This is a genomic window from Exiguobacterium sp. s101 (genome assembly GCF_018617835.1).
GTDB classification, from domain to species: domain Bacteria; phylum Bacillota; class Bacilli; order Exiguobacteriales; family Exiguobacteriaceae; genus Exiguobacterium; species Exiguobacterium marinum.
Map to the genome: position 1 here is coordinate 208400 of NZ_JACSKX010000001.1, position 21550 is coordinate 229949.

Annotated in this window: 23 protein-coding genes; 1 reads left to right on the forward strand and 22 read right to left on the reverse strand. The window is 48.2% G+C overall.

Features of this window, described 5'->3' with window-relative positions; genetic code table 11:
• Positions 1-3: 3 nt before the first annotated feature.
• From trmFO to smc, 18 genes are all read right to left on the reverse strand, one after another.
• Positions 4-1314, reverse strand: a complete 1311-nt coding sequence (gene trmFO, locus KNO76_RS01080; RefSeq protein ID WP_214881579.1) for an FADH(2)-oxidizing methylenetetrahydrofolate--tRNA-(uracil(54)-C(5))-methyltransferase TrmFO — start codon at positions 1312-1314, stop codon at positions 4-6.
• The gene (gene topA / locus KNO76_RS01085) at positions 1314-3410 is read right to left on the reverse strand and encodes a type I DNA topoisomerase (RefSeq protein WP_214881582.1); all 2097 of its coding nucleotides are present in this window, start codon (positions 3408-3410) and stop codon (positions 1314-1316) included. The genes trmFO and topA overlap by 1 nt, the downstream gene beginning before the upstream one ends.
• Before the next feature lie 65 nt (positions 3411-3475).
• On the reverse strand, positions 3476-4270 hold the full coding sequence (dprA, locus tag KNO76_RS01090; protein ID WP_026826261.1) for a DNA-processing protein DprA: 795 nt from the start codon (positions 4268-4270) through the stop codon (positions 3476-3478).
• A 50-nt stretch (positions 4271-4320) separates the two neighbouring features.
• The gene (sucD, locus tag KNO76_RS01095; protein ID WP_026826262.1) at positions 4321-5238 is read right to left on the reverse strand and encodes a succinate--CoA ligase subunit alpha; all 918 of its coding nucleotides are present in this window, start codon (positions 5236-5238) and stop codon (positions 4321-4323) included.
• 12 nt (positions 5239-5250) lie between these two features.
• The gene (sucC, locus tag KNO76_RS01100) at positions 5251-6411 is read right to left on the reverse strand and encodes an ADP-forming succinate--CoA ligase subunit beta (RefSeq protein ID WP_026826263.1); all 1161 of its coding nucleotides are present in this window, start codon (positions 6409-6411) and stop codon (positions 5251-5253) included.
• 120 nt (positions 6412-6531) lie between these two features.
• Positions 6532-6792, reverse strand: a complete 261-nt coding sequence (locus tag KNO76_RS01105; RefSeq protein ID WP_214881585.1) for an EscU/YscU/HrcU family type III secretion system export apparatus switch protein — start codon at positions 6790-6792, stop codon at positions 6532-6534.
• The gene (locus KNO76_RS01110) at positions 6789-7634 is read right to left on the reverse strand and encodes a hypothetical protein (protein ID WP_214881589.1); all 846 of its coding nucleotides are present in this window, start codon (positions 7632-7634) and stop codon (positions 6789-6791) included. Before KNO76_RS01110 ends, KNO76_RS01105 begins: the two co-directional genes overlap by 4 nt.
• A 14-nt stretch (positions 7635-7648) precedes the next feature.
• The gene (locus tag KNO76_RS01115; protein WP_214881592.1) at positions 7649-8401 is read right to left on the reverse strand and encodes a ribonuclease HII; all 753 of its coding nucleotides are present in this window, start codon (positions 8399-8401) and stop codon (positions 7649-7651) included.
• A 44-nt stretch (positions 8402-8445) separates the two neighbouring features.
• A complete protein-coding gene (gene ylqF / locus KNO76_RS01120; protein ID WP_026826267.1) occupies positions 8446-9306 on the reverse strand; it encodes a ribosome biogenesis GTPase YlqF in 861 nt (286 codons plus the stop codon).
• A gap of 12 nt (positions 9307-9318) precedes the next feature.
• On the reverse strand, positions 9319-9861 hold the full coding sequence (gene lepB, locus KNO76_RS01125) for a signal peptidase I (protein WP_026826268.1): 543 nt from the start codon (positions 9859-9861) through the stop codon (positions 9319-9321).
• An 82-nt stretch (positions 9862-9943) separates the two neighbouring features.
• A complete protein-coding gene (gene rplS, locus KNO76_RS01130) occupies positions 9944-10297 on the reverse strand; it encodes a 50S ribosomal protein L19 (protein WP_015881369.1) in 354 nt (117 codons plus the stop codon).
• 113 nt (positions 10298-10410) lie between these two features.
• Entirely contained in the window at positions 10411-11127 is a 717-nt protein-coding gene (gene trmD, locus KNO76_RS01135; protein WP_026826269.1) for a tRNA (guanosine(37)-N1)-methyltransferase TrmD, read from the reverse strand.
• A complete protein-coding gene (rimM, locus tag KNO76_RS01140; protein WP_214881595.1) occupies positions 11117-11635 on the reverse strand; it encodes a ribosome maturation factor RimM in 519 nt (172 codons plus the stop codon). Before rimM ends, trmD begins: the two co-directional genes overlap by 11 nt.
• A 54-nt stretch (positions 11636-11689) precedes the next feature.
• Positions 11690-11965 carry a 30S ribosomal protein S16 gene (gene rpsP, locus KNO76_RS01145; protein WP_015881366.1) on the reverse strand — a complete coding sequence of 92 codons (276 nt, stop codon included), beginning with the start codon at positions 11963-11965 and terminating at the stop codon, positions 11690-11692.
• An 82-nt stretch (positions 11966-12047) separates the two neighbouring features.
• Positions 12048-13388, reverse strand: coding sequence for a signal recognition particle protein (ffh, locus tag KNO76_RS01150; RefSeq protein ID WP_214881597.1), 1341 nt, complete (start codon positions 13386-13388; stop codon positions 12048-12050).
• Between the two features lie 11 nt (positions 13389-13399).
• A complete protein-coding gene (locus tag KNO76_RS01155; protein ID WP_026826272.1) occupies positions 13400-13723 on the reverse strand; it encodes a putative DNA-binding protein in 324 nt (107 codons plus the stop codon).
• A gap of 96 nt (positions 13724-13819) precedes the next feature.
• On the reverse strand, positions 13820-14845 hold the full coding sequence (gene ftsY, locus KNO76_RS01160; RefSeq protein ID WP_214881600.1) for a signal recognition particle-docking protein FtsY: 1026 nt from the start codon (positions 14843-14845) through the stop codon (positions 13820-13822).
• Positions 14842-18399, reverse strand: a complete 3558-nt coding sequence (gene smc / locus KNO76_RS01165) for a chromosome segregation protein SMC (RefSeq protein ID WP_214881602.1) — start codon at positions 18397-18399, stop codon at positions 14842-14844. The genes ftsY and smc overlap by 4 nt, the downstream gene beginning before the upstream one ends.
• A gap of 114 nt (positions 18400-18513) precedes the next feature.
• On the opposite strand from smc, the gene KNO76_RS01170 reads away from it, so the two are divergent.
• Positions 18514-18708 carry a DUF1128 family protein gene (locus KNO76_RS01170; RefSeq protein WP_214881604.1) on the forward strand — a complete coding sequence of 65 codons (195 nt, stop codon included), beginning with the start codon at positions 18514-18516 and terminating at the stop codon, positions 18706-18708.
• A gap of 36 nt (positions 18709-18744) precedes the next feature.
• Here the strand turns inward: KNO76_RS01170 and rnc are convergent, their stop codons facing one another.
• From rnc to fabD, 4 genes are read right to left on the reverse strand one after another with little or no spacing between them, the layout of a single operon-like run.
• Complete coding sequence (gene rnc, locus KNO76_RS01175) at positions 18745-19524, reverse strand: ribonuclease III (RefSeq protein WP_285800405.1); 780 nt, start codon at positions 19522-19524, stop codon at positions 18745-18747.
• A gap of 60 nt (positions 19525-19584) precedes the next feature.
• Positions 19585-19824: an acyl carrier protein gene (gene acpP / locus KNO76_RS01180; protein WP_214881607.1), complete on the reverse strand. Its 240-nt coding sequence runs from the start codon at positions 19822-19824 to the stop codon at positions 19585-19587.
• Positions 19825-19882: 58 nt separating this feature from the next.
• Positions 19883-20623: a 3-oxoacyl-[acyl-carrier-protein] reductase gene (gene fabG / locus KNO76_RS01185; protein ID WP_026826278.1), complete on the reverse strand. Its 741-nt coding sequence runs from the start codon at positions 20621-20623 to the stop codon at positions 19883-19885.
• Positions 20616-21536: an ACP S-malonyltransferase gene (gene fabD, locus KNO76_RS01190; protein WP_214881610.1), complete on the reverse strand. Its 921-nt coding sequence runs from the start codon at positions 21534-21536 to the stop codon at positions 20616-20618. The genes fabG and fabD overlap by 8 nt, the downstream gene beginning before the upstream one ends.
• Positions 21537-21550 lie beyond the last annotated feature (14 nt).

A 21550-nucleotide genomic window follows, 5' to 3' on the forward strand; every position in this document is an offset into this window, starting at 1 on the left:
TTTTCAAAGGTTTTTAAATTGTTGAATCGTATCTAAAGCTCGATTGGCATAACGTTCGTACCGTTCTTGCTTTTTCATTTTCTTCGTAGTGTCTTCGAGTGAAGGGACTAATCCGAAATTCGCATTCATCGGTTGGAAGTGTTTCCCGTCAGCTGTGGTGATATAATGCGCCATCGAACCAAGCATCGTCTCTCTTGGTAAAACGACAAGTTCTTCACCCGCAATCATCTTCGCTGCATTAATTCCAGCTAAAAGTCCAGATGCCGCTGATTCTACGTATCCTTCAACACCCGTCATCTGACCGGCAAAGAAGAGTGTATCACGCGTGCGTGCCTGATACGTCGGCTTGAGCAGGCTCGGTGAATTGATGAATGTATTTCGGTGCATGACACCGTAACGGACGATATCTGCATTTTCAAGCCCAGGGATCAGTCGAATGATTCGCTTTTGTTCGCCCCATTTCAAATGCGTCTGGAAGCCAACTAGATTATAAAGCGTTCCTGCTGAGTTGTCTTGGCGAAGTTGCACGACCGCATACGGACGTTTGCCCGTCTTCGGATCTTCTAATCCGACCGGCTTCATCGGTCCGAATAGAAGTGTCTTCTTCCCACGCTCCGCCATGACTTCAAACGGCATACATCCTTCGAAGTAAATTTCTTTTTCGAACTCTTTGAGCGGGACGACTTCCGCTTTGACCAGTTCTTCATAAAACACATCAAACTCTTCTTCTGTCATCGGACAGTTCAAGTAAGCAGCTTCACCTTTGTCGTAACGCGACTTCAAATATACTTTTTCGCGATCGATTGTATCGCCATCTAAAATTGGGGCAGCCGCATCATAGAAGTATAGATAATCTTCACCTGTAAACGCTTTGAGTGACGCAGAAAGATCAGGAGACGTCAATGGGCCTGTCGCTACAATGACAATGCCTTCTGGAATTTCTTTTAACTCTTCAGTATGCACTGTGACGTTCTCATGATTTTTTAGTTTCTCGGTGATGAATCCGGCAAACTCATGACGATCGACAGCGAGGGCGCCACCAGCCGGCACGCTTGCCGTGTCTGCCGCTTTCAAGATGAGCGAATCAAGCGTCCGCATCTCTTCTTTCAAGACACCGACCGCGTTTTGAAGACCGTTCGCACGGAGCGAGTTCGAACAAACGAGCTCTGCGAATTGATCTGTGTGGTGAGCCGGTGTTTGGCGTACCGGTCTCATTTCATACAAATCGACTTGAATGCCGCGTTTGGCGAGTTGCCATACCGCTTCGGAACCGGCCAACCCAGCCCCGATTACAGTTACACGTTGTTGCAACATTAATCCTCCTCTTGCTGATGTACCTCGGTATGGGTACAGTTCGTACATTGATATTTCAGACCGTCTTTAATTTTCTTCTCGACCATCAAGCTGTCGCACACTGGACACGGTTTCGCAACCGGTTTGTCCCATGAAACGAACTCACATTCCGGATAATTCGAGCATCCATAGAAAAGACGACCTTTTTTACTGCGTCGTTCCACGATTTGCCCATCCTTACAATTTGGACAAGGAACCCCGATTTCGACTTGTACCGGTTTCGTGTTTGTGCAGTTCGGGAAATTCGAACAAGCCATAAATTTACCGTATCGTCCCATTTTGATGACCATCGGCGAACCACAGACTTCACAGTCGATTCCCGCAGGCTCATCTTTCACTTCGATTTTTTCAATTTCTTCTTCGGCGCGCTTCAAGCGCTTCTCGAATGATCGATAAATCGGTGCGACGACCTCGGTCCACTCGACTTCCTTATGCTCGATTGAGTCAAGGAGTGTCTCCATATCGGCCGTGAACTGAACAGTAATAAAGTCATTGAAATACTCATCAATCATTTCAATCACGAGTTCTCCAAGTTCAGTCGGAACAAACTTCTTCTCTTCTAAAACGACGTAACCTCGTCGTTGAATCGTGTCGAGTGTCGGTGCATAAGTCGACGGTCGACCGATACCGAGTTCTTCCATCGCCCGAACGAGGCGCGCCTCTGTATAACGTGGTGGCGGTTGCGTGAAGTGTTGCTTCGGTTCGATCGTTTCGAAACTAACCGTATCCTCCACTTCAAGAGGAGGTAGTAGCCCTTCCTTCTCTTGATTCGTATCCACGATATCATCATCTTTCGACTCAATATACACTTTCATGAAACCTGGGAATTTAACGGTCGATCCATTGGCACGGAAAATCATGCCGTTCGACTCGACATCGATTTTAACTGTGTCTAATACTGCTGGTGCCATTTGGCTTGCAATTAAACGCTCCCAAATCAATTTATATAGTCTCAACTGGTCGCGTGACAGATAAGGCTTCAAGGAAGCTGGGTCACGTAGCGCTGAAGTCGGACGAATGGCTTCGTGGGCATCTTGTGCGTTTGCTGCTTTCTTTTCCTTTTGTTTCTGCAGAGCTACATATTCCTCGCCGAATGTCGATTCAATGTATTCTTTTGCCTCTGTCTTCGCCAAATCAGAGATCCGTGTCGAATCTGTACGCATGTACGTGATCAGACCGACCGTGCCCTCTTTCTTACCAAGATCGATTCCTTCATATAATTGTTGGGCGAGCATCATCGTTTTCTTCGCACGGAAATTCAATTTACGCGCCGCATCCTGTTGCAACGAACTCGTCGTGAACGGTAGCGAAGCGTTTCGCTTTCGTTCTTTCTTCGTTACGTCAATGACTTTAAACGTGTCATCGATGGTATCAAGAACTGATTGAGCGTCCTCTTCCGACTTCAATTCCATCTTCTTCCCATCTTTTCCGTAAAATGAAGTCTCGAACATTTCCCCATCATGATTCAATTCAAGCTTGATTGTCCAATACTCTTCCGGGTCGAACGCATTGATTTCGCGTTCACGGTCGATGATCATCTTTACAGCAACCGATTGGACTCGTCCAGCAGATAGTCCTTTTTTTACTTTCTTCCATAATAAAGGACTCATCCCATAACCGACGAGACGGTCTAGAATACGCCGGGCTTGCTGCGCATCGACGAGGTCATGATTAATTTTACGTGGGTGTTTAAACGATTCTTTAATCGCATCTTTTGTGATCTCGTTAAAGACGACGCGACATTCAGTCGTCTCATCGACACCGAGCGCGCGAGCCAAATGCCAGGCAATCGCTTCCCCTTCTCTATCGGGGTCGGCCGCGAGAAAGATTTTCGTGGCTTTTTTAGCCGCTGTCTTCAATTCTTTCAATACCGGCCCTTTACCACGGATGGTAATATACTTCGGTTCAAAGTCGTGTTCCACATCTACACCGAGTTGACTTTTCGGTAAATCGATGACGTGTCCCATCGAAGCTTTGACCATATAATTCGGACCTAAATAACGTTTAATCGTTTTTGCTTTCGCAGGTGATTCGACGATCACCAAATATTTTGCCATACATCTGCTCCCCTTTTAGAGGTCATTTAAATCCCTACCATAATATTCATGTTCTCACCGGTTTGTCAACGTACAATCTTGAGATCTTGAATAATTTGATCAGAATTCGTCAATGGAATCGCACCTTCTTCAATCAATCGATTCGGTCCTTCAGCAAGTGGATCGAGTGGTGAACCTGGTACCGCGAATACCGTCTTTCCTTGCTCTAAAGCGTGTCCGACCGTATTCATGGTTCCGCTCTTTCTCCTTGCTTGTAAGACGACGAGTGTATCACCGAGACCACTCACCAATCGATTTCTTTCCAAAAATTGAAATTTTTGAATCGGGGTGTCGGGCGTGTACTCACTCAACAAAATTCCATTCAGAGGAAGTCGTAGAAGCATGTTCCGGTTCGCTGCTGGATAGAGGTTTTTTAACCCCGCTCCGAGCACCGCCACGGTCGGACGATTTTTATTTAAGGCAAGCTCGTGGACAAGGCCATCAATGCCAAGCGCTCCGCCTGAAACCGAAACAGTTTCTTCTATTAAAGAGTGATAATGATTCACGAGCGATTGACTGATTCGATTCAACTCACGACTTCCGACCATCGCAGTCGTTCTTTCTTGTAGTACCTCTAAATCTCCATCGTAAAACAAGCAATATGGTGGGTTGGGGATGTCGAGTAACCGTTTTGGAAACAGCTCATCTTCCCACGTGACGAACTGAGTATAGGACTCAGACGCGTGCAACGCCCGTTCAGCCCGCTTCCAAACGTGTGTAGAGATTTGAGTGCGATGTGCTTCTAGCGTCCCGTTCAAATAATGATGCACAAATTCAACCGGAATTCGTGCAGCGGCAAACCGAGCTATTGTTTGATTCATCACAAACTCTCCTTTAAAAAAATGAGGGATGCAAGCATCCCTCAAGACTCTTATGTCGTCGGTTGACCCGTGACACACGCTTCGTATAAACCTTCATTTTTCAAGACACGAATCAATGTTTCACCGATGACAGCTGGCGTTTCAGCTACTTCGATCCCATTTGCGTTCAATGTCTTAATTTTCTCTGCAGCCGTCCCTTTGCCGCCTGAGATAATCGCGCCGGCATGTCCCATGCGCTTGCCTTCAGGTGCCGTTTGGCCACCGATGAACCCGATGACTGGTTTCGTCATGTTCGCTTTCACCCATTCAGCAGCCTCTTCTTCAGCTGTTCCACCGATCTCCCCGATCATAATGACAGCTTTCGTGTCTTCATCTTCGTTGAACGCTTTGAGCGTATCAATGAAGTTCGTTCCGTTGACTGGGTCTCCCCCGATTCCAACAGCCGTTGATTGACCGATTCCCGCAGTCGTCAACTGATGTACCGCCTCATACGTGAGCGTCCCAGAACGTGAGACGATTCCGACATGCCCTTTCGTATGAATATAGCCAGGCATGATGCCAAGTTTTGCTTCTCCTGGTGTGATGATTCCAGGACAGTTCGGTCCAATCAAGCGCGCCGGTTTGTCCTCGAGATAGCGTTTCACTTGAATCATGTCTACAACAGGGATTCCCTCTGTGATACAGATGATCAATTCGATGCCGCTGTCTGCAGCTTCCATAATCGAGTCCGCTGCGAAAGCTGGTGGAACATAGATGATGGATGCATTGGCACCTGTCGCTTCTACCGCTTCAGACACCGTGTTGAAGACTGGCACGTTGTCGAGCACCGTCGTGCCACCTTTACCAGGTGTGACACCACCGACTAATTTCGTGTTATATGCAAGCATCTGTTCGCCGTGGAACAGACCTTGTTTCCCTGTAATCCCTTGAATGATTACTTTCGTATCTTTATTCGCCCAAATACTCATGTCGTTTCCCCCTTATCGAACAAGTGCTGCGATTTTTTCCGCACCATCAGCCATCGAGTTGGCTGTCGTGATCGCAAGTCCAGATTCATCGAGAATGCGTTTCCCGGCATCAACGTTCGTTCCTTCTAAGCGAACGACGAGTGGCAAGTCGAGTCCGATTTCTTTCGTCGCTGCGACAATCCCCTCTGCGATGATGTCACACTTCATGATTCCACCAAAAATGTTCACGAAGATTCCTTTGACCTGGTCGTCTGACAAAATCAATTTGAATGCTTCTGTTACCTTTTCTTTCGTCGCGCCGCCGCCTACATCGAGGAAGTTAGCGGGTTCGGCGCCGTAATGTTTGATGATATCCATCGTTGCCATCGCAAGGCCAGCACCGTTGACAAGACAGCCGATGTTCCCGTCAAGTGCGATATAGCTGAGGTCATGTTTAGACGCTTCCACTTCACGCGGGTCTTCTTCTGTCGTGTCACGGAGCGAAAGGATCTCCGAGTGACGATAGAGTGCGTTGCTATCGAAGTTCAATTTTGCATCGAGCGCGATGACGTTGCCGTCTTTCGTCGTAACGAGCGGGTTAATTTCTGCAATCGTGCAATCTGTCTCGACGTACACTTTGTACAACTTCATGACCATGTCACTGAACTTGTTGACGAGTTTCGTCGGGACTTCCATCTTGAATGCGAGACGACGAGCTTGGAATGGACGTAAGCCCACGACTGGGTCGACGATCTCTTTATGAATCTTCTCCGGTGTATGTTCAGCGACTTCTTCGATGTCCATACCACCTTCAGATGAACCCATGATGACAATTCGGCCGATCGAACGGTCAAGCACGAGTCCTAAGTAAAATTCTTGGTCAATCGCAGAACCTTCTTCGATATAGAGACGCTGGACAACTTTTCCTTCCGGACCAGTTTGGTGTGTCACGAGCGTTTTCCCGAGAATCTCTGAAGCGTATTGCTTCACTTCCTCATCTGTCTTCGCAAGTTTGACGCCGCCAGCTTTACCGCGGCCACCTGCGTGAATTTGTGCTTTTACAACTTTCACTTCACCATCAAGCTTCGCAGCTGCTGCTACAGCTTCTTCAACCGTAAAGGCTGGATAACCCGTCGGAACGGCTACCCCAAACTCTTTTAGCAATTCTTTTGCCTGATACTCATGGATATTCATATGTTTTCCCCCTTAGTCCCCTTTAATATCGGCACGTCTATTGTAACGAAAAACTGAAAGCGCTGTCTATCGTTCTTACTTTAAGTTTTCATCTTTTTTTCACATATATCCCTAGACAAATCAAATTTTATCCTGTTCCATCTGATAGAGAAACACAAAAAGTTCGGCAATGACTTGATAGACGTCCTCCGGAATCTGATCTTCGATATTCAAAGCAGAGAGTAAGGATAGCAGTGCTGGGTCTTCATGAACAGGTATTCCGTTTTCGAGTGCAATCTCAAGCATGCGTTCGGCTACAATTCCCGTTCCTTTGGCGACGACATGTGGCGCATCCATCGACTGCTCATAGGTGAGCGCCATCGCTTTCTTCTGGTCTTTCATACTTGGAGGTCCACCTTTCCAAGCGGCGCGAACGTAGCAGGAACATGTTCTCGTTTCGCTTCATACGAAAAAGAAGATAGTTCGAACGAAACGCGATTCAAGCTCTCTTTCAAGAGCGGTTCATATGCGCTAACATATTGACTTAAATCGTGTCGCTCATTGAACACTCGAACAGACACGTATCGCTTTTGAATCAACACATCGATTCCCGTTTCGCCAAACTTTGGCGTCTCAAGAAACAACACGATCCTTGCATGATCAGAGTCAATTACATCCCGCTTCGGTGCCTCTAACCGAAATTGGACGTTTTCAAACGGACCTAATTGCGGTATGTGAAATGCTTGAGCGACGAATGGTGGATGTTGGGCTGCGTTGAACACCTCCTGTGCTCTCACGAACTGCTCAAACTTTGGCTCGCCTTTCGCTTTGAACAGTTCTCCGACGAGTGTCTTCACATCATTGCCGGATCCGCTCTCTAGCATTGTTTTTCCCGCGTTTTTGAGTGATTCCGGCGTCTGCATCGGCTCCCGCATGAATCGCGCCAGTTGCTCCCCTAGCACTTGTAGCGGGGACTTAGCAGTCATGAGTGACTCTGTCGCTTGGGTAACCACTTTCAAGACAAGCTTTGGTTCGACGTCCGTGACGACCATCTTATACGTCACATTCTCCTTGACGTTCGCATTGACTCCGACTCGGAACATGCCTTGCGGTAGTTGCATAACCGCCTCGTTGCCGGGTAACAATTGCAACACCTTTCCGACCACTGTATTGCCTAGCAAAAGCGGTCGCGATGTCTGTTCGGTCACTTTGAACGGTAATACTCCTTGGTGATCGATACGCAACGCGATCACTCCTTTCACATATGCTTGATAGGGGCAAACGTACGACGATGAATTGGCGTCACCCCGAGGCGCCTCAACCCTTCTATATGTGCCTCGGTCCCGTATCCTGCGTTCTTGTCAAATCCGTATCCAGGATATGTAAGGTCGTATTCTTCCATCATCCGGTCCCGAACGACTTTGGCGACGACACTTGCCGCGGCAATCGAGACACTGAGCGAGTCCCCTTTGATTAGAGATTGTTGTGTAATATCGAGGTCAAGCTTCATCGCGTCAATCAATAAGGCATCGGCGTCTCCGACTTGACGGATGGCCACCATCATTGCAAGTTTTGTCGCTTCATATATGTTGATATCATCAATTGTCCCCGACTCGACGATTCCGACACCAACTTCTGCAACTTCCATGATTTGATTGTAAGCCGCATCTCGTGCCGTTTTCGTCATTTTTTTAGAATCATTCAACCCCGCAACGTAAAATCCTTCAGGTAATAAGACGGCAGCCGCCACGACTGGTCCTGCGAGTGGACCGCGACCGACCTCATCCACGCCGACAATCCGTTCATATCCTGCACGTGTTAACTCGCGCTCATATGTCAAGCGTCGTTCGAAATCGGACCGTAACATCCGCTCCCGTTCAAATTGCAGCTCCTTCTGCCGAATCAACGTCTGCACACCCACCCGTGGGTCTTGTGATAAAGTTGACTTCATTTGTATCCACTCTTCATATCGGATGTCTTGAAGCTGTTGTTTAATCTGTTGAATCGTCACAATCTTTCTCCTCCTACTCAAAAAAGCCCTGTTTTCACAGAGCTTCAAATCATTTCATGGTCGGCCGGTGTCTCGAGAGAGACCCGTCCGATTTTTTCATGTCGAAGTTCATTCAAAAGTAGTTCGCTCGTTTTTTCAAAATCGACGTATCCACCACTGAGTAAACCGCGTTTCTTCCCAATCGTCTCGAGAAGTTCCACCGCATCATCAGGTAACGTCTCGATTTTGAATCGTTCCTTTAATTGCTCCGGGTAACGCGCCTGCAATTCTCGGACGGTGTACAGGGCGATGTCGTCCAAGTTGAGAATCTCATCTTTGATGGCGCCTGTTGCGGCCAAGCGATAACCAACTTGTTGGTCCTCAAATTTCGGCCAGAGAATACCTGGCGTGTCCAAGAGTTCCATCTCGCCGCCTTTCATCTTGATCCACTGTTGACGCTTCGTCACACCCGGACGGTCGCCCGTGATGGCGATGTTTCGTCCTGCGAGACGGTTGATGAGTGTTGACTTCCCGACGTTTGGGATACCGATAATGAGTGCACGAATCGGTCCAGGGTTACGCCCCTTTTCACGCATGCGGTCATGTTTTTCTTTCATCAACTTTTGAGCACCCGTGATGAGTTGTTTCAAGCCTTTACTATGCTTTGCATCGACGGCGACGACCTCGACGTCATCGCGCTTCAATGCGCGGAGCCAAGCGTCGGTGACGACGGGATCCGCCATGTCTGACTTGTTCAAGACGATAAGACGGGGTTTGCCCGCCGTAATCTCATCGACCATCGGGTTACGGCTCGATTGCGGCACACGCGCATCTACGAGCTCGATGACGACATCAATCAGTTTTAACTTTTCAGTAACTTGTCTTCTTGCTTTGGCCATGTGGCCAGGAAACCATTGAATTGCCAAAAAAGCACCACCTTAATCTTCTATCGTGCCAACATCATCGAGCGGCCAGAAGATGAAGTTTGTCTTGCCGACAATCTCCTCTTTCGACACAAACCCAATCTCACGGCTGTCTTTCGAATTTTGACGATTGTCTCCCATGACGAAATACGAATCCTCAGGAACGACCGACTCACCCGTCACTTGTTCAAGTGTAAAGTTCTCCGTCAGCGGAAATCCGTTCATCTGTGCACGGAACTCATCTAAATACGGCTCTTCAACCGCTTCATCATTAATATAGAGCACGTCATCTCGATATTCGAGCGTGTCGCCTGGAATAGCGATGACACGTTTAATATAATCTTTTGACTCTGTCGCATGGAATACGACGATATCGCCTCGGTCTAGCTCTCCAACATAGTTCGAAATTTTACTGACGATCATTCGATCCGCATTGTGGAGCGTCGGCATCATCGACTCTCCTTCAACGATGACAGGAACGAAGATGAACGTCCGGATAACGAACGCGATGACAAGAGCGACGACGATGGCTTTTAGCCAACTAAACACTTCTTTCAACTTCACTCACTCCTCTATCCATTTGAACTTATTGTACTAGAAAAAAATAAGCTTGTCGCAAGCGACAAGCTCAATTCCCATCTTAACGACGGATTTCTTTAATACGTGCTGCTTTACCGCGAAGGTTACGGAGGTAGTAAAGTTTCGCACGGCGAACTTTACCGTAGCGTACAACTTCGATTTGCGCAACGCGTGGTGAGTGAAGCGGGAATGCACGCTCAACACCTACACCGTAAGAAATCTTACGGACTGTGAATGTTTCGCTGATGCCGCCACCTTTACGCTTAATGACTACGCCTTCGAAGATCTGGATACGCTCGCGCGTTCCCTCTACAACTTTAACGTGGACACGTACTGTGTCACCAGGACGGAAAGCAGGTACGTCCGATTTGAATTGTTCTTCTGTGATTTCACGGAACAGTTTTTGTGTGTTCATGAATCATATCTCCTTTTTCTTCAATGTTCATATCTTCATATGCCCAAGCATCCAACAGCGGAACATCGGTAATCGGTGGTTTAACCCACATGCTCAAACATAGCATATATTTCTCAATCGCGCAACGATTGCAGAAACTTTTTATCATGTTCCGTCAACTCGGCATGTTCGAGCAAATCCGGCCGTTTTCGATAGGTCCGCTCAAGCGATTGTTCCCGCCGCCATTCCTCGATTCGGGCATGGTTCCCCGATAGGAGGACGTCCGGTACTTTCAACCCACGAAATTCAGCCGGTCGTGTATAGTGCGGATACTCAAGAAGTCCGGTCGAGAAAGAATCATCTTCATGGCTCGCCTGATCGCCGAGGACGTCCGGAAGTAGTCGCACGGTCGCATCGATCATCACCATCGTCGCAAGCTCTCCACCAGTCAGAACAAAGTCCCCAATCGACACCTCATCGGTCGCCAGTTCATCATGGATGCGCTGGTCAAACCCTTCATAATGCCCGCATAAAAAGATCAGATGTTCTTCCTTTGCCCATTCCTCTGCCATCTGTTGATTGAACGGTTTTCCAGTTGGGGTCGTGAGGATGATTCGAGGCTTTCGTGCCTCGAGAGAGTCAAACGCATCAAAGATTGGTTGTGGCGTGAGTAACATGCCCGCCCCGCCGCCATACGGATAATCATCGACTTTATGATGCTTGTTCGTTGAAAAGTCCCGAAAGTTGACGAAGGTCATGTCCACCTGCCCGAGCGCTTTCGCCCGGCCAACGATGGAATGATCGAGCGCCTGAAACATGTCCGGGAACAACGTCAACACATCAATCTTCATCGTCAATCATTCCAGGAATCGGTGTGATGACAACTCGCTTCGTTTCCAAGTCGATTTCTTTAACGACCGATTCGATATAGGGGATGAGAGCATCCGACTTACCTGGGCGCTTAATCACCCACACATCGTTCGCACCGTTCGTTTCAAAGATGTCATCGACGACACCGATGACAATCCCGTCCACGATGGCCTCACAACCAATGATTTCATGATAATAAAATTCATGTTCATCTAACTCGTGGACGTGTTCGGCATGAACATATAGCTTCAATCCTTTATATTTTTCTACGAGGTTGATATTCTCAAGTCCTTTGAACGTGACAAGATGAAACTGCTTATGCGGACGATATGTCGTGATTGTCATTTCTTGTTTCGTTCCGTTCACATCAAGAAACAGCGTGTTTCCTTTTTTAAAACGTTCTTCCGGAAAGTCTGTTGCTGCCAAAATCTTCACTTCGCCTTTAAGTCCATGCGTATTGGCGATTTTTCCAACATATAACCAATCCATCTCATTTCCCTCCTCAACAAAATAGGCCGACCTCAGAAAAGGTCGGCCACATCATTACTTCGCGTTTTTCGCGTTGTGGAATTTCTCCATGATCCCTGCTTTAGAGAACAAGTTACGTACTGTGTCAGATGGCTTCGCGCCGTCTGCCAACCATTTGAGCGCGAGTTCTTCGTTGATGCGAACTTCTGCTTCTGGTTTTGCAACCGGGTTGTAGTGACCAACTTGCTCGATGAAGCGACCGTCACGTGGTGAACGTGAGTCTGCTACAACGATACGGTAGAAAGGTGATTTTTTTGCGCCCATGCGCTTAAGACGAATTTTAACTGCCATGGTAATATACCTCCATCATGTGTTTAAGAATTGACAACTTTTATAGTATACAGCTTTTTCGTTCGACTGACAAAAGTTTTTGTTAGAAGAATGGAAGACCGAGGCCTTTTTTCTTCCCTTTCATTTGTCCTGACATTTGTTTCATCATCTTCTTCATGTCATCGAACTGTTTGATGAGACGGTTCACTTCTTGAATCGAGCGACCGCTCCCTTTTGCGATTCGCTTACGACGACTCGCATTGAGAACTTCCGGGTTGGAGCGTTCATGTTTCGTCATCGAGCGAATGATCGCTTCGACGTGATCGAGTTGTTTCTCGTCTATTTGGACGTTCTTCAACCCTTTCATTTTACCTGCACCAGGTAACATCGAAAGTAATTCATCAATTGGTCCCATGTTTTTCACTTGAGCCAACTGTTCAATGAAATCATCGAACGTGAACGACGCATCACGAATTTTGCTTTCTAGCTCTTTCGCTGCGTCTTGGTCCATCTGTGTCTCGGCTTTTTCAATGAGTGAGAGCACGTCCCCCATTCCAAGAATGCGTGACGCCATGCGCTCTGGATGGAACGGTTCGAGGGCATCCAACTTTTCTCCGAGACCGACGAACTTAATCGGCGCTCCCGTGACTGCCTTAATCGAAAGGGCTGCCCCGCCTCGTGTATCTCCGTCGAGCTTTGTCAGCACGACCCCGGTGATTCCGAGTTTCTCATTGAAACTGTCGGCCACATTGACCGCATCTTGACCCGTCATCGAATCGACGACGAGGAAGATCTCATTTGGTTTGGCAATCATCTTCACATTTTCGAGCTCGCCCATGAGCGTCTCATCGATATGAAGGCGACCGGCCGTATCGATCAACACGAAATCGTGATGATTTGTTTTTGCGTACTCGAGCGCTTTCGTCACAATCTCTTCCGGCTTCACTTGATCACCAAGTGAAAAGACCGGTAAATCGAGTTGTTTTCCGATTGTCTCAAGTTGCTTGATTGCCGCCGGACGATAAATATCCGCCGCGACGAGAAGTGGACTGCGGTTATGCTTTTTACGAATCAAGTTCGCTAGCTTCCCGGTCGTCGTCGTTTTACCCGCACCTTGCAGACCGACCATCATGACGACTGTCGGTGGTTTCTGACTAAATGAAATCGGGACGACGTCGCTTCCCATCAAATTTGTCAACTCTTCGTGAACAATCTTGACGACTTGTTGTCCTGGCGTCAATGATCTCATGACATCCTGACCAATCGCACGTTCTTTCACATCATTGACGAATTGTTTGACCACTTTAAAGTTGACGTCGGCTTCTAGAAGGGCGAGGCGAACCTCACGCATCATCTCTTTGACATCGGCCTCCGAGATTTTTCCTTTACCGCGCATTTTGGAAAGTGTCGATTGCAATCGTTCTGATAATCCTTCAAATGCCATGCTTCAGCCCCCTACTCTAAATTCTCAAGCGCAGATATCGTAGCACTCACATCATCTGTGAGTTCGACTTGACGTTTGAGGGTCTGAAGAAGTTGCTGGCGCTCTATGAATTTTTCGAATAGAGCTAGCTTTTCCTCGTACTGTTCAAGCATCGTTTCTGTACGCTTTATGTTATCGTAGACCGCTTGACGGCTGACTTCAAACTCTTCCGCAATCTCTCCGAGCGAGTAGTCATCTAGGTAATAAAGAGACATATAGTTGCGCTGTTTCGGTGTGAGGAGCGCTTGATAAAAATCGATGAGATAGTTCATACGATTCGTTTTTTCGAGCGTCAAACCTTTCACCTCCACATGTTAAGTGAAATCCCTTTACAACTACCAATAGTACAGCCGTCCCAAGTACTTGTCAAGTTTTTTTCTTAACAGTAAAACTTAGGCGAGGTCTTTGTTTGTGTCGTCTTTTTCAGTCGAGTCATCCTGTATCTTGTCTTCAAAAACATCACCGAACAATCCAAGGACGAACTGTTCCGGATTGAACACCTGTAAATCATCCATCTTCTCTCCGAGACCGACATATTTAACCGGAATGTCGAGTTCATTACGGATTGCAAGGACAATTCCGCCCTTTGCCGTCCCATCGAGTTTAGTCAAGACGATCCCACTTACGTTCGTTGCCTCTTTGAACGCTTTCGCTTGAATCATGGCGTTTTGCCCCGTCGTTGCATCGAGCGCGAGCAAGACTTCGTGTGGTCCGTTCGGAATTTCTCGTTCGATGACACGTTTCACTTTCTCGAGCTCTTTCATTAAATTGACCTTATTTTGGAGACGTCCTGCCGTATCACAGATGAGTACATCCATGTTACGTGACTTCGCAGACTGAACGGCATCGTATACGACTGCCGCTGGGTCCGATCCTTCCGTTTGACGAATGACCGGCACCCCGACACGTTCTCCCCACACTTCAAGTTGCTCTATAGCACCGGCACGGAACGTATCACCTGCCGCGAGCATGACGGAGCGACCTTCTGACTTCAATTGGTGCGCCAGTTTCCCAATCGTCGTCGTCTTTCCGACGCCGTTGACGCCGACAAACAAAATGACAGTGAGTCCATCCTGCATATTGAGTTCACGATCCGATTCACCTTCTTGAAGCCGGTTCGCTACGACCTCAACGAGTGCGTCACGGACAAGGACCGGGTCTTTCAAATTGCGTCGTTTCACTTCTTCCTTCAAGTCTTCGACGAGGTCCATCGTCGTCGTGACACCTACATCCGCTTGGATGAGCAAATCTTCGAGTTCATCGAAGAAATCCTCATCCACCTCACGGAAACGATAGACGAGGTCATTGACCGCACTCGCAAATCCGTCACGTGTCTTCGTCAACCCATCTGTAAACTTCTGTGACACCTCTTGAGTAGATGTCGTTAATTTATCTTTTAACTTTTTAAAAAAACTCAACGTGATTCCTCCATCTCTTCATCCATTTCGACGACACGTTTTGCTTCAGACAGTTCAACCGAGAGCACCTCGGACACCCCATTCTGTTGCATCGTGACGCCGTATAGCGTATCTGCAGCTTCCATCGTACCTTTTCGGTGCGTGATGATGATGAATTGCGTGTCAATCGACAGCGTACGAATATATTCTCCAAATCGATGTACGTTCGCCTCGTCAAGAGCCGCCTCGACTTCATCGAGGACACAAAACGGTACCGGACGCGTCTTCAAAATCGCAAACAACAAAGCGATGGCCGTCAACGCACGTTCCCCCCCGGACAATAGACTGAGCGTCTGTAACTTTTTGCCAGGTGGTTTGGCCACAATATCGATTCCCGTATTCAGTAGATCCGACTCATCTATTAATTTCAAATCCGCTTCCCCGCCACCGAAGAGTTCGATGAACGTCTGTTTGAAGTGCGCCCGGACGCTCGTATACGTCTCTTTGAAGAGGCGTGTCACTTCGCGGTCCATCTCGGCGATGATCTCATATAAATCCTCTTTTGCACTGACGAGGTCATCCCGTTGCTCAGACAGGAACGTGAACCGTTCGTGGACACTATCAAACTCTTCGATCGCATTTAGATTGACCGGTCCGATCTCCTCAATTTGACGAACGAGCAACTTGAATTCCTCTTTCGCCTCTTCAAGTGGGATTTCGAGTGCCGGCAATAGTTCTGCAACGAGTCCATGCTCTTCTAATGCATCGAGCTTCCATTGTCGTTTCAGCTCGAACTCTTGTTTTGCCGTTTCGAGTTTTCGGACGACAACTTCAGCTTGCCGTCTTGCCTCCGTTGCCTGGTCGACCCGTTGACGTAAGATTCGATACGCCTCTTCGTTCGTCTTGAGTGCTGCCGTCACTTCTTGAAGCCGCTCTTGAATTTCTGTGAAATCCAGTTTGGCAGTGGCAAGCGTTGCCTCAAGTTCCATAGACGACACGACTTCTCCACTCTCGATCCGCTTCAGTTCACGCTCCATTTGATTGCTTCGTTCCTGCAGACGATTTTGTTCGGTCGTCAAACGGTCCAATTCATATCGGACCCGCTCTTCTTCGAGCGTGTGACGCTGTAGATCGAGCTCGTTTTGACGAAGCATCGATTCCAGTTGGCCCGTGCTCTCAGCACTTTTCGCCTGCTCTGCCCGAAGCGATTCGAGACGAGAACGAATGTCAGCTTGTGCGCGGTCTGTGTCGGCCAATTCAATCGTCAGTCGCTCTAATTCGGCAGTCGCTGTCTCAATCGTCCGCTCGTAGCGCATCATTTCATGATCGAACAGTTCCAGTTGTGACTTGGCATCGAGCGAGGCACGTTCCGCAGTACGATAGGACGACTCGACTTCACGGAGATTCGTTTCAACGGAACGTTTCTCATCCCGAAGTTCAGATAATTGTCGCGTAATGTCCGTCAACTGTTCTGTATACTCTTGAAGACGTGTTTTTTGTTCATGTAACATGGCGAGCCCTTGGGTGAGACCTTGTTTCAAGTCATCCAATTCGCGCGACTGCGTGAACAGGGCCACACCCTGCTTGCGACTACCACCCGTCATCGAACCACCAACGTTGACGATGTCCCCTTCTAACGTGACGACACGGAAACGATATCCCGTCGATTGGGCGATGCGATTCGCGACTTCAAGTGTCTCAGCGACGAGCACCGAACCGAGCAACGACTTTTTCAACGTCTCGTATGATGCATCTGTTTCAACGAGTTCCGACGCCACCCCGACAAATCCGTTCATCGAATCGAGTCGATCTAACACGTCACTCGGTACGAATCTCGGTTTGATCGTCGTCATCGGCAAGAATGTCGCCCGTCCTGCGTTGGCTTTTCGTAATTTGTCAATTTCACGGCGACCCACTGATTCATCTTGTACGACCACATGCTGCTGCGTCTGACCAAGTGCCGTTTCGATAGCCGCCTCATAAGAAGGACGGACACGAATCAATTCAGCGACGGCACCAAGGACACCTGGCGAACGGTCTTTCAAGACGAATTTGACCGCATGGAAATAGCCCTCATACGATTGCTTCATCCGTTCGAGCATCTCGATTCGGTCTTCCGTCTTCTGACGGCGGCGTTCGAGATCGTAATAAGACGATTCGGCTCGGGTACGTTTTTCACTAATTGACGTCTCTTCGTCCCGAAGTTCCGTTTCTTTTTTACTCAGTTGTTCAAAGCGACTTTGTACCACTTCATACTGTTCTCGAGTCGTCAAAAGCGTCGCTTCCTGCGAGGAACGATTCTCGAGACGATGTTTGTTCTCGCGAAGAAGGCGTTCTTTCGACTCGACGGCGACATCGATATCTCGTTGTTCCCGCTTTTGTTGATTACCGATTGTCGCTTTCGTTGTCGCGAGTTCAAACGCCTCACTTTGTAACGCTTCAATTTCGGAATTGAAATCACGAGAGGCGGCTGTCAACTGTTGTTGAAGCGTCTCTCTCGTCGCAGTCGTTTGTTTCAATGTGTTTCCTTTTTGGTCAAGTTCTTCACGAACGACCTTCAACCGCGCTTCAAGCTCGGTCATCTCCGCACGTACTTCTTCACGTTGACGGATGAGTCGTTCTTTCATTTCGGCACCATGTTCTTCTTGTGCTTTTGCGAGCTTGATATCACCCGTCAAGCGCTCGACATAGGTCGAGTGCTCCCGTTCGTTTTGGTTGAGCTCTGTCAATTCTTCGCGCAACTCAGCAAGTGTTGCTTCGAGCCCGCTACGTTCCTCCGTGAGGTCACGTACCAAACGGTCGCAATCGGATAACTGTTGAACAGATTCTGCATGACGGACCGTCACTTGTTCAATCTCACGTTGAAGCAACTGAATTTCGGCACCCATAATGCCTGTTTCAAGTTCATCGTGTCTTGCTTTCGCGACTTTATACTCTCTTGCAAGTGCTGCCTGTTCACGTAGCGGTTCGACACGATCAGCCAATTCAAATAAAATATCATCGACTCGGGACAAATTTAACTCGGTGTCCTGTAATTTACGCTCAGCCTGTTTTTTACGCTGACGATATTTGAGGACTCCCGCTGCCTCTTCGATGACGGCTCGGCGGTCTTCTGGTTTCCCGGAAATGACTTGTTCGACCCGACCTTGTCCGATGATGGCAAACGCATCCCGGGAAAGACCTGTATCGAGAAACAAATCAATCACGTCTTTTAATCGACAAGGTTTTTTATTCATAAAATAGTCGCTGTCCCCACTTCGGGTCACGCGACGGGTCACACTCACTTCTTCATAAGGCAAACGTAACTGTTCGTCGCGATTATCAAGGACGAGCGTGACCTCAGCGACGTTACGGTGATTCTCACCCTCACTTCCGGCAAAGATGACATCTTCCATCTTGGCACCACGAAGTGATTTGGCCGACTGTTCTCCGAGTACCCAGCGAACAGCGTCCGATATATTTGATTTCCCGCTCCCGTTCGGCCCAACTACAGCCGTGACGCCGGGACGGAAATCTAATTCAATTCGCTTGGCAAATGATTTAAAGCCAGCGAGTTCGATTCGTTTTAAGTGCATCGTGACCATCCTATCCGCAGTAAGCATTCATCTGTATATTTTACCACAGTTAACAGTTCGTCAAAATGCCCGAATCATGCTATTCTTAAAAGAACTGTAGAAAGGGGAATACAGATGACGAATGAACAGATGGTTGAAGCTATTTTGGATAAAATGAATATTATTAACCGCGGTGCGATCAAAGCGGAAGAATATAATGCAGCCGACCCATCAGCGGTGAAAGAGATTTACGAGTATGTAATGACACGTTCTTCCCTTTCTATATCGGAAGTTGACGGGATTGTCGAAGAGCTCGGTCAATTGACATGAAAAAGGAGTGGACCTAATCGGGTCCACTCCTTTCGTTTATAAATCTGCGTAACGCCTGTTAAAGGCGATGAGCGCTTCTTTCGCCGCCAATTGCTCGGCTTCTTTTTTAGAGCGTCCAATCCCTTCACCGACGATATCGTCACTGAGACGGGCATGCGCCACGAATTCACGGCTATGCGCCGGACCACGCTCTTCGATAATCTCATACGATACAGGACCGAGCCCTTCACGTTGCACACTTTCCTGCAACTGACTTTTAAAATCAGTCTGTTCTTCAAATACACCCGCTAAGACTTTCGGAAAAACCGCTTCGGCGAGGAATCGTTCGACTGCCTCAATTCCTTGGTCCAAATAAAGAGCACCGATATAGGATTCGAATACATCGGCAAGTAGTGCCGGACGTTTTCGCCCACCGGTCAACTCTTCACCTTTTCCAAGCAAGGTGAAGTCAGAAAAAGCATAGGCTTCCGCAAAATTCACGAGTGACGGTTCGCAAACGATCGCCGCTCGTAATTTCGTTAATTCCCCCTCGGAGCGCTCCGGATAAGTCTCATATAAGAAGCGAGATACAGTTAACTCTAGAACAGCATCCCCTAAAAATTCTAAACGTTCATTATCTTTCCGTAACCCTCGTTGCTCATTCACATAAGAAGAATGGGTGAAGGCCTGCATGAGTAAGTCGCGATCTGAAAATTGAACGTCTAAACGTTCTTCTAATGATTTGAATAATTCTAAGATGCGTGCTCGTTCCATCTCCTGTCGCCGACGTCGCTGCGCCGACCCTTGACGGTCAAACCGTCTTTTGTCTTTTGTCATAGTTCCCTCCATGAATAAGCACAAGCCCACCGCTCGGTTCCGGGCGGTGGGATGGCTTGATTACACTTTTGTTTCGATATAAGCCACTACGTCGCCGACAGTCGAAAGTTTTTCAGCGTCCTCGTCTTCGATTGTGATGTCGAATTTATCTTCGAGGTCCATCACCATTTCCATCACTTCGAGCGAGTCAGCGCCAAGGTCATCCTTGAATGATTTGTCCGCTGTGATCTCAGATACATCTTTCCCGAGCTTCTCTGCCACTGCTTCTTGTACGTCTACTAAAATTTGTTCTTTTGTCATGATAAAATCCCTCCAAAGGTAAGTATATTAAATGTCAGTCTATTGGTAAAGTTCTCTTTTACGCCATTGTCATGCCACCGTCGACGGCAATTGTCTGTCCGGTCACATATGCGGCTTGTTCTGATGCTAGGAACGAGACGAGATTCGCCACCTCTTCGACTTGACCAAAACGGTTGAACGGAATCTGCTCGAGTGTAGCCTCTCGTTGTGCATCTGTCAAGGCATCGGTCATGTCGGTTTGAATGAAACCAGGACATACGGCATTGACTGTCACATGACGTCCCGCGAGTTCGCGAGCCACCGATTTTGTCAATCCGATTAACCCTGCTTTCGCAGCCGCATAATTCGCCTGTCCCGCATTTCCAGTAATCCCGACAACCGAGGCGATATTGATGATTCGACCTGCATTCGATTTGAGCAAAGGTCGCGTGACGGCTTGCGATGTCAGAAAGGCCCCTTTCAAGTTCGTCGATAGCACGTCTTCGAAGTCGGCTTCTTTCATTCGCATGAGTAACCCGTCACGTGTAATCCCCGCATTGTTGACGAGGCAATCGATTCGTCCAAATGAATCGACTGTCGTCTTGACGAGCGCTTTAACATCATCTGCGTTTGAGACGTCTGCCTTCACGGCAATGGCTTCTCCGCCTGCCTCCACAATCGCTGTCACAACGTCATTTGCCTTCTGTTCACTACCCGAGTAGTTCACGACGACTCGAAAACCGTCTTCCCCTAAACGTTTCGCGATGGCCGCACCGATTCCACGGGACGCGCCAGTCACAATCGCTACTTGATCATGCACGAACTTCTCCCCCTAACGAGGCGACTTCTTCGAGCGTGGTCGCCTTTTGAATCGAAACGCTCGAATCGATTCGTTTAATCAATCCAGAAAGTGGTGAAGACGGACCGAATTCAATGAATGTGTCCACACCATCTGCAATCGCTTTTCGAACACAATCCTCGAAGCGGACTGACGAATAAAGTTGTTTCGTCAATAGCACCTTCAATTGTTCAGGGTCACGATGTACAGCAGCATCCACGTTCGAGATAAAGTCGACTGAAGCCGCTTCAAACGGTGACGAGGCGAGGACATCTTGGAATCGTGTCGCTGCCGGCATCATGTAGGAACTATGAAACGCTCCAGATACATTCAATGGCAATACCCGTTTCGCACCAGCGGTTTTCAATTCAACGCTCGCCTGTTCGACAGCGTCGACATGCCCTGAAATCACAAATTGACCAGGACAATTCAAGTTAGCGATTTGAACCAAATCCCCGCTCGCACTGATTTTTTCTGTGATGTGATGCGCTTCTGTCAAATCGGTCATCCCGACGACAGCCGCCATCGTTCCGTCCTTCACTTCAGACATCAAATGACCACGTTCACGGACGAGCACGGTCGCCTCTTCTAAATCGATGACACCCGCACTGACGAGCGCTGCGTATTCACCTACGCTATGCCCAATCACGACATCTGGTGCCGCCCCTTTATCCGCATAGGCTTTTGCGAGCAACGAGGCATGCGCCACGATGGCCGGCTGTGCGACTTCAGTTGCTTGAAGGTCTTCTTTCGATCCCGATGACATGACTTCAAGAAGGTCAAACCCGAGTCGACGCCCGATTGCTTGAAGTGTCTCCGGATGATCTAAAAATGTCTGTCCCATTCCTACGGCTTGAGAGCCTTGTCCTGGGAACACCCATGCTACTTTCCCCATGTCCTCACCTGCTT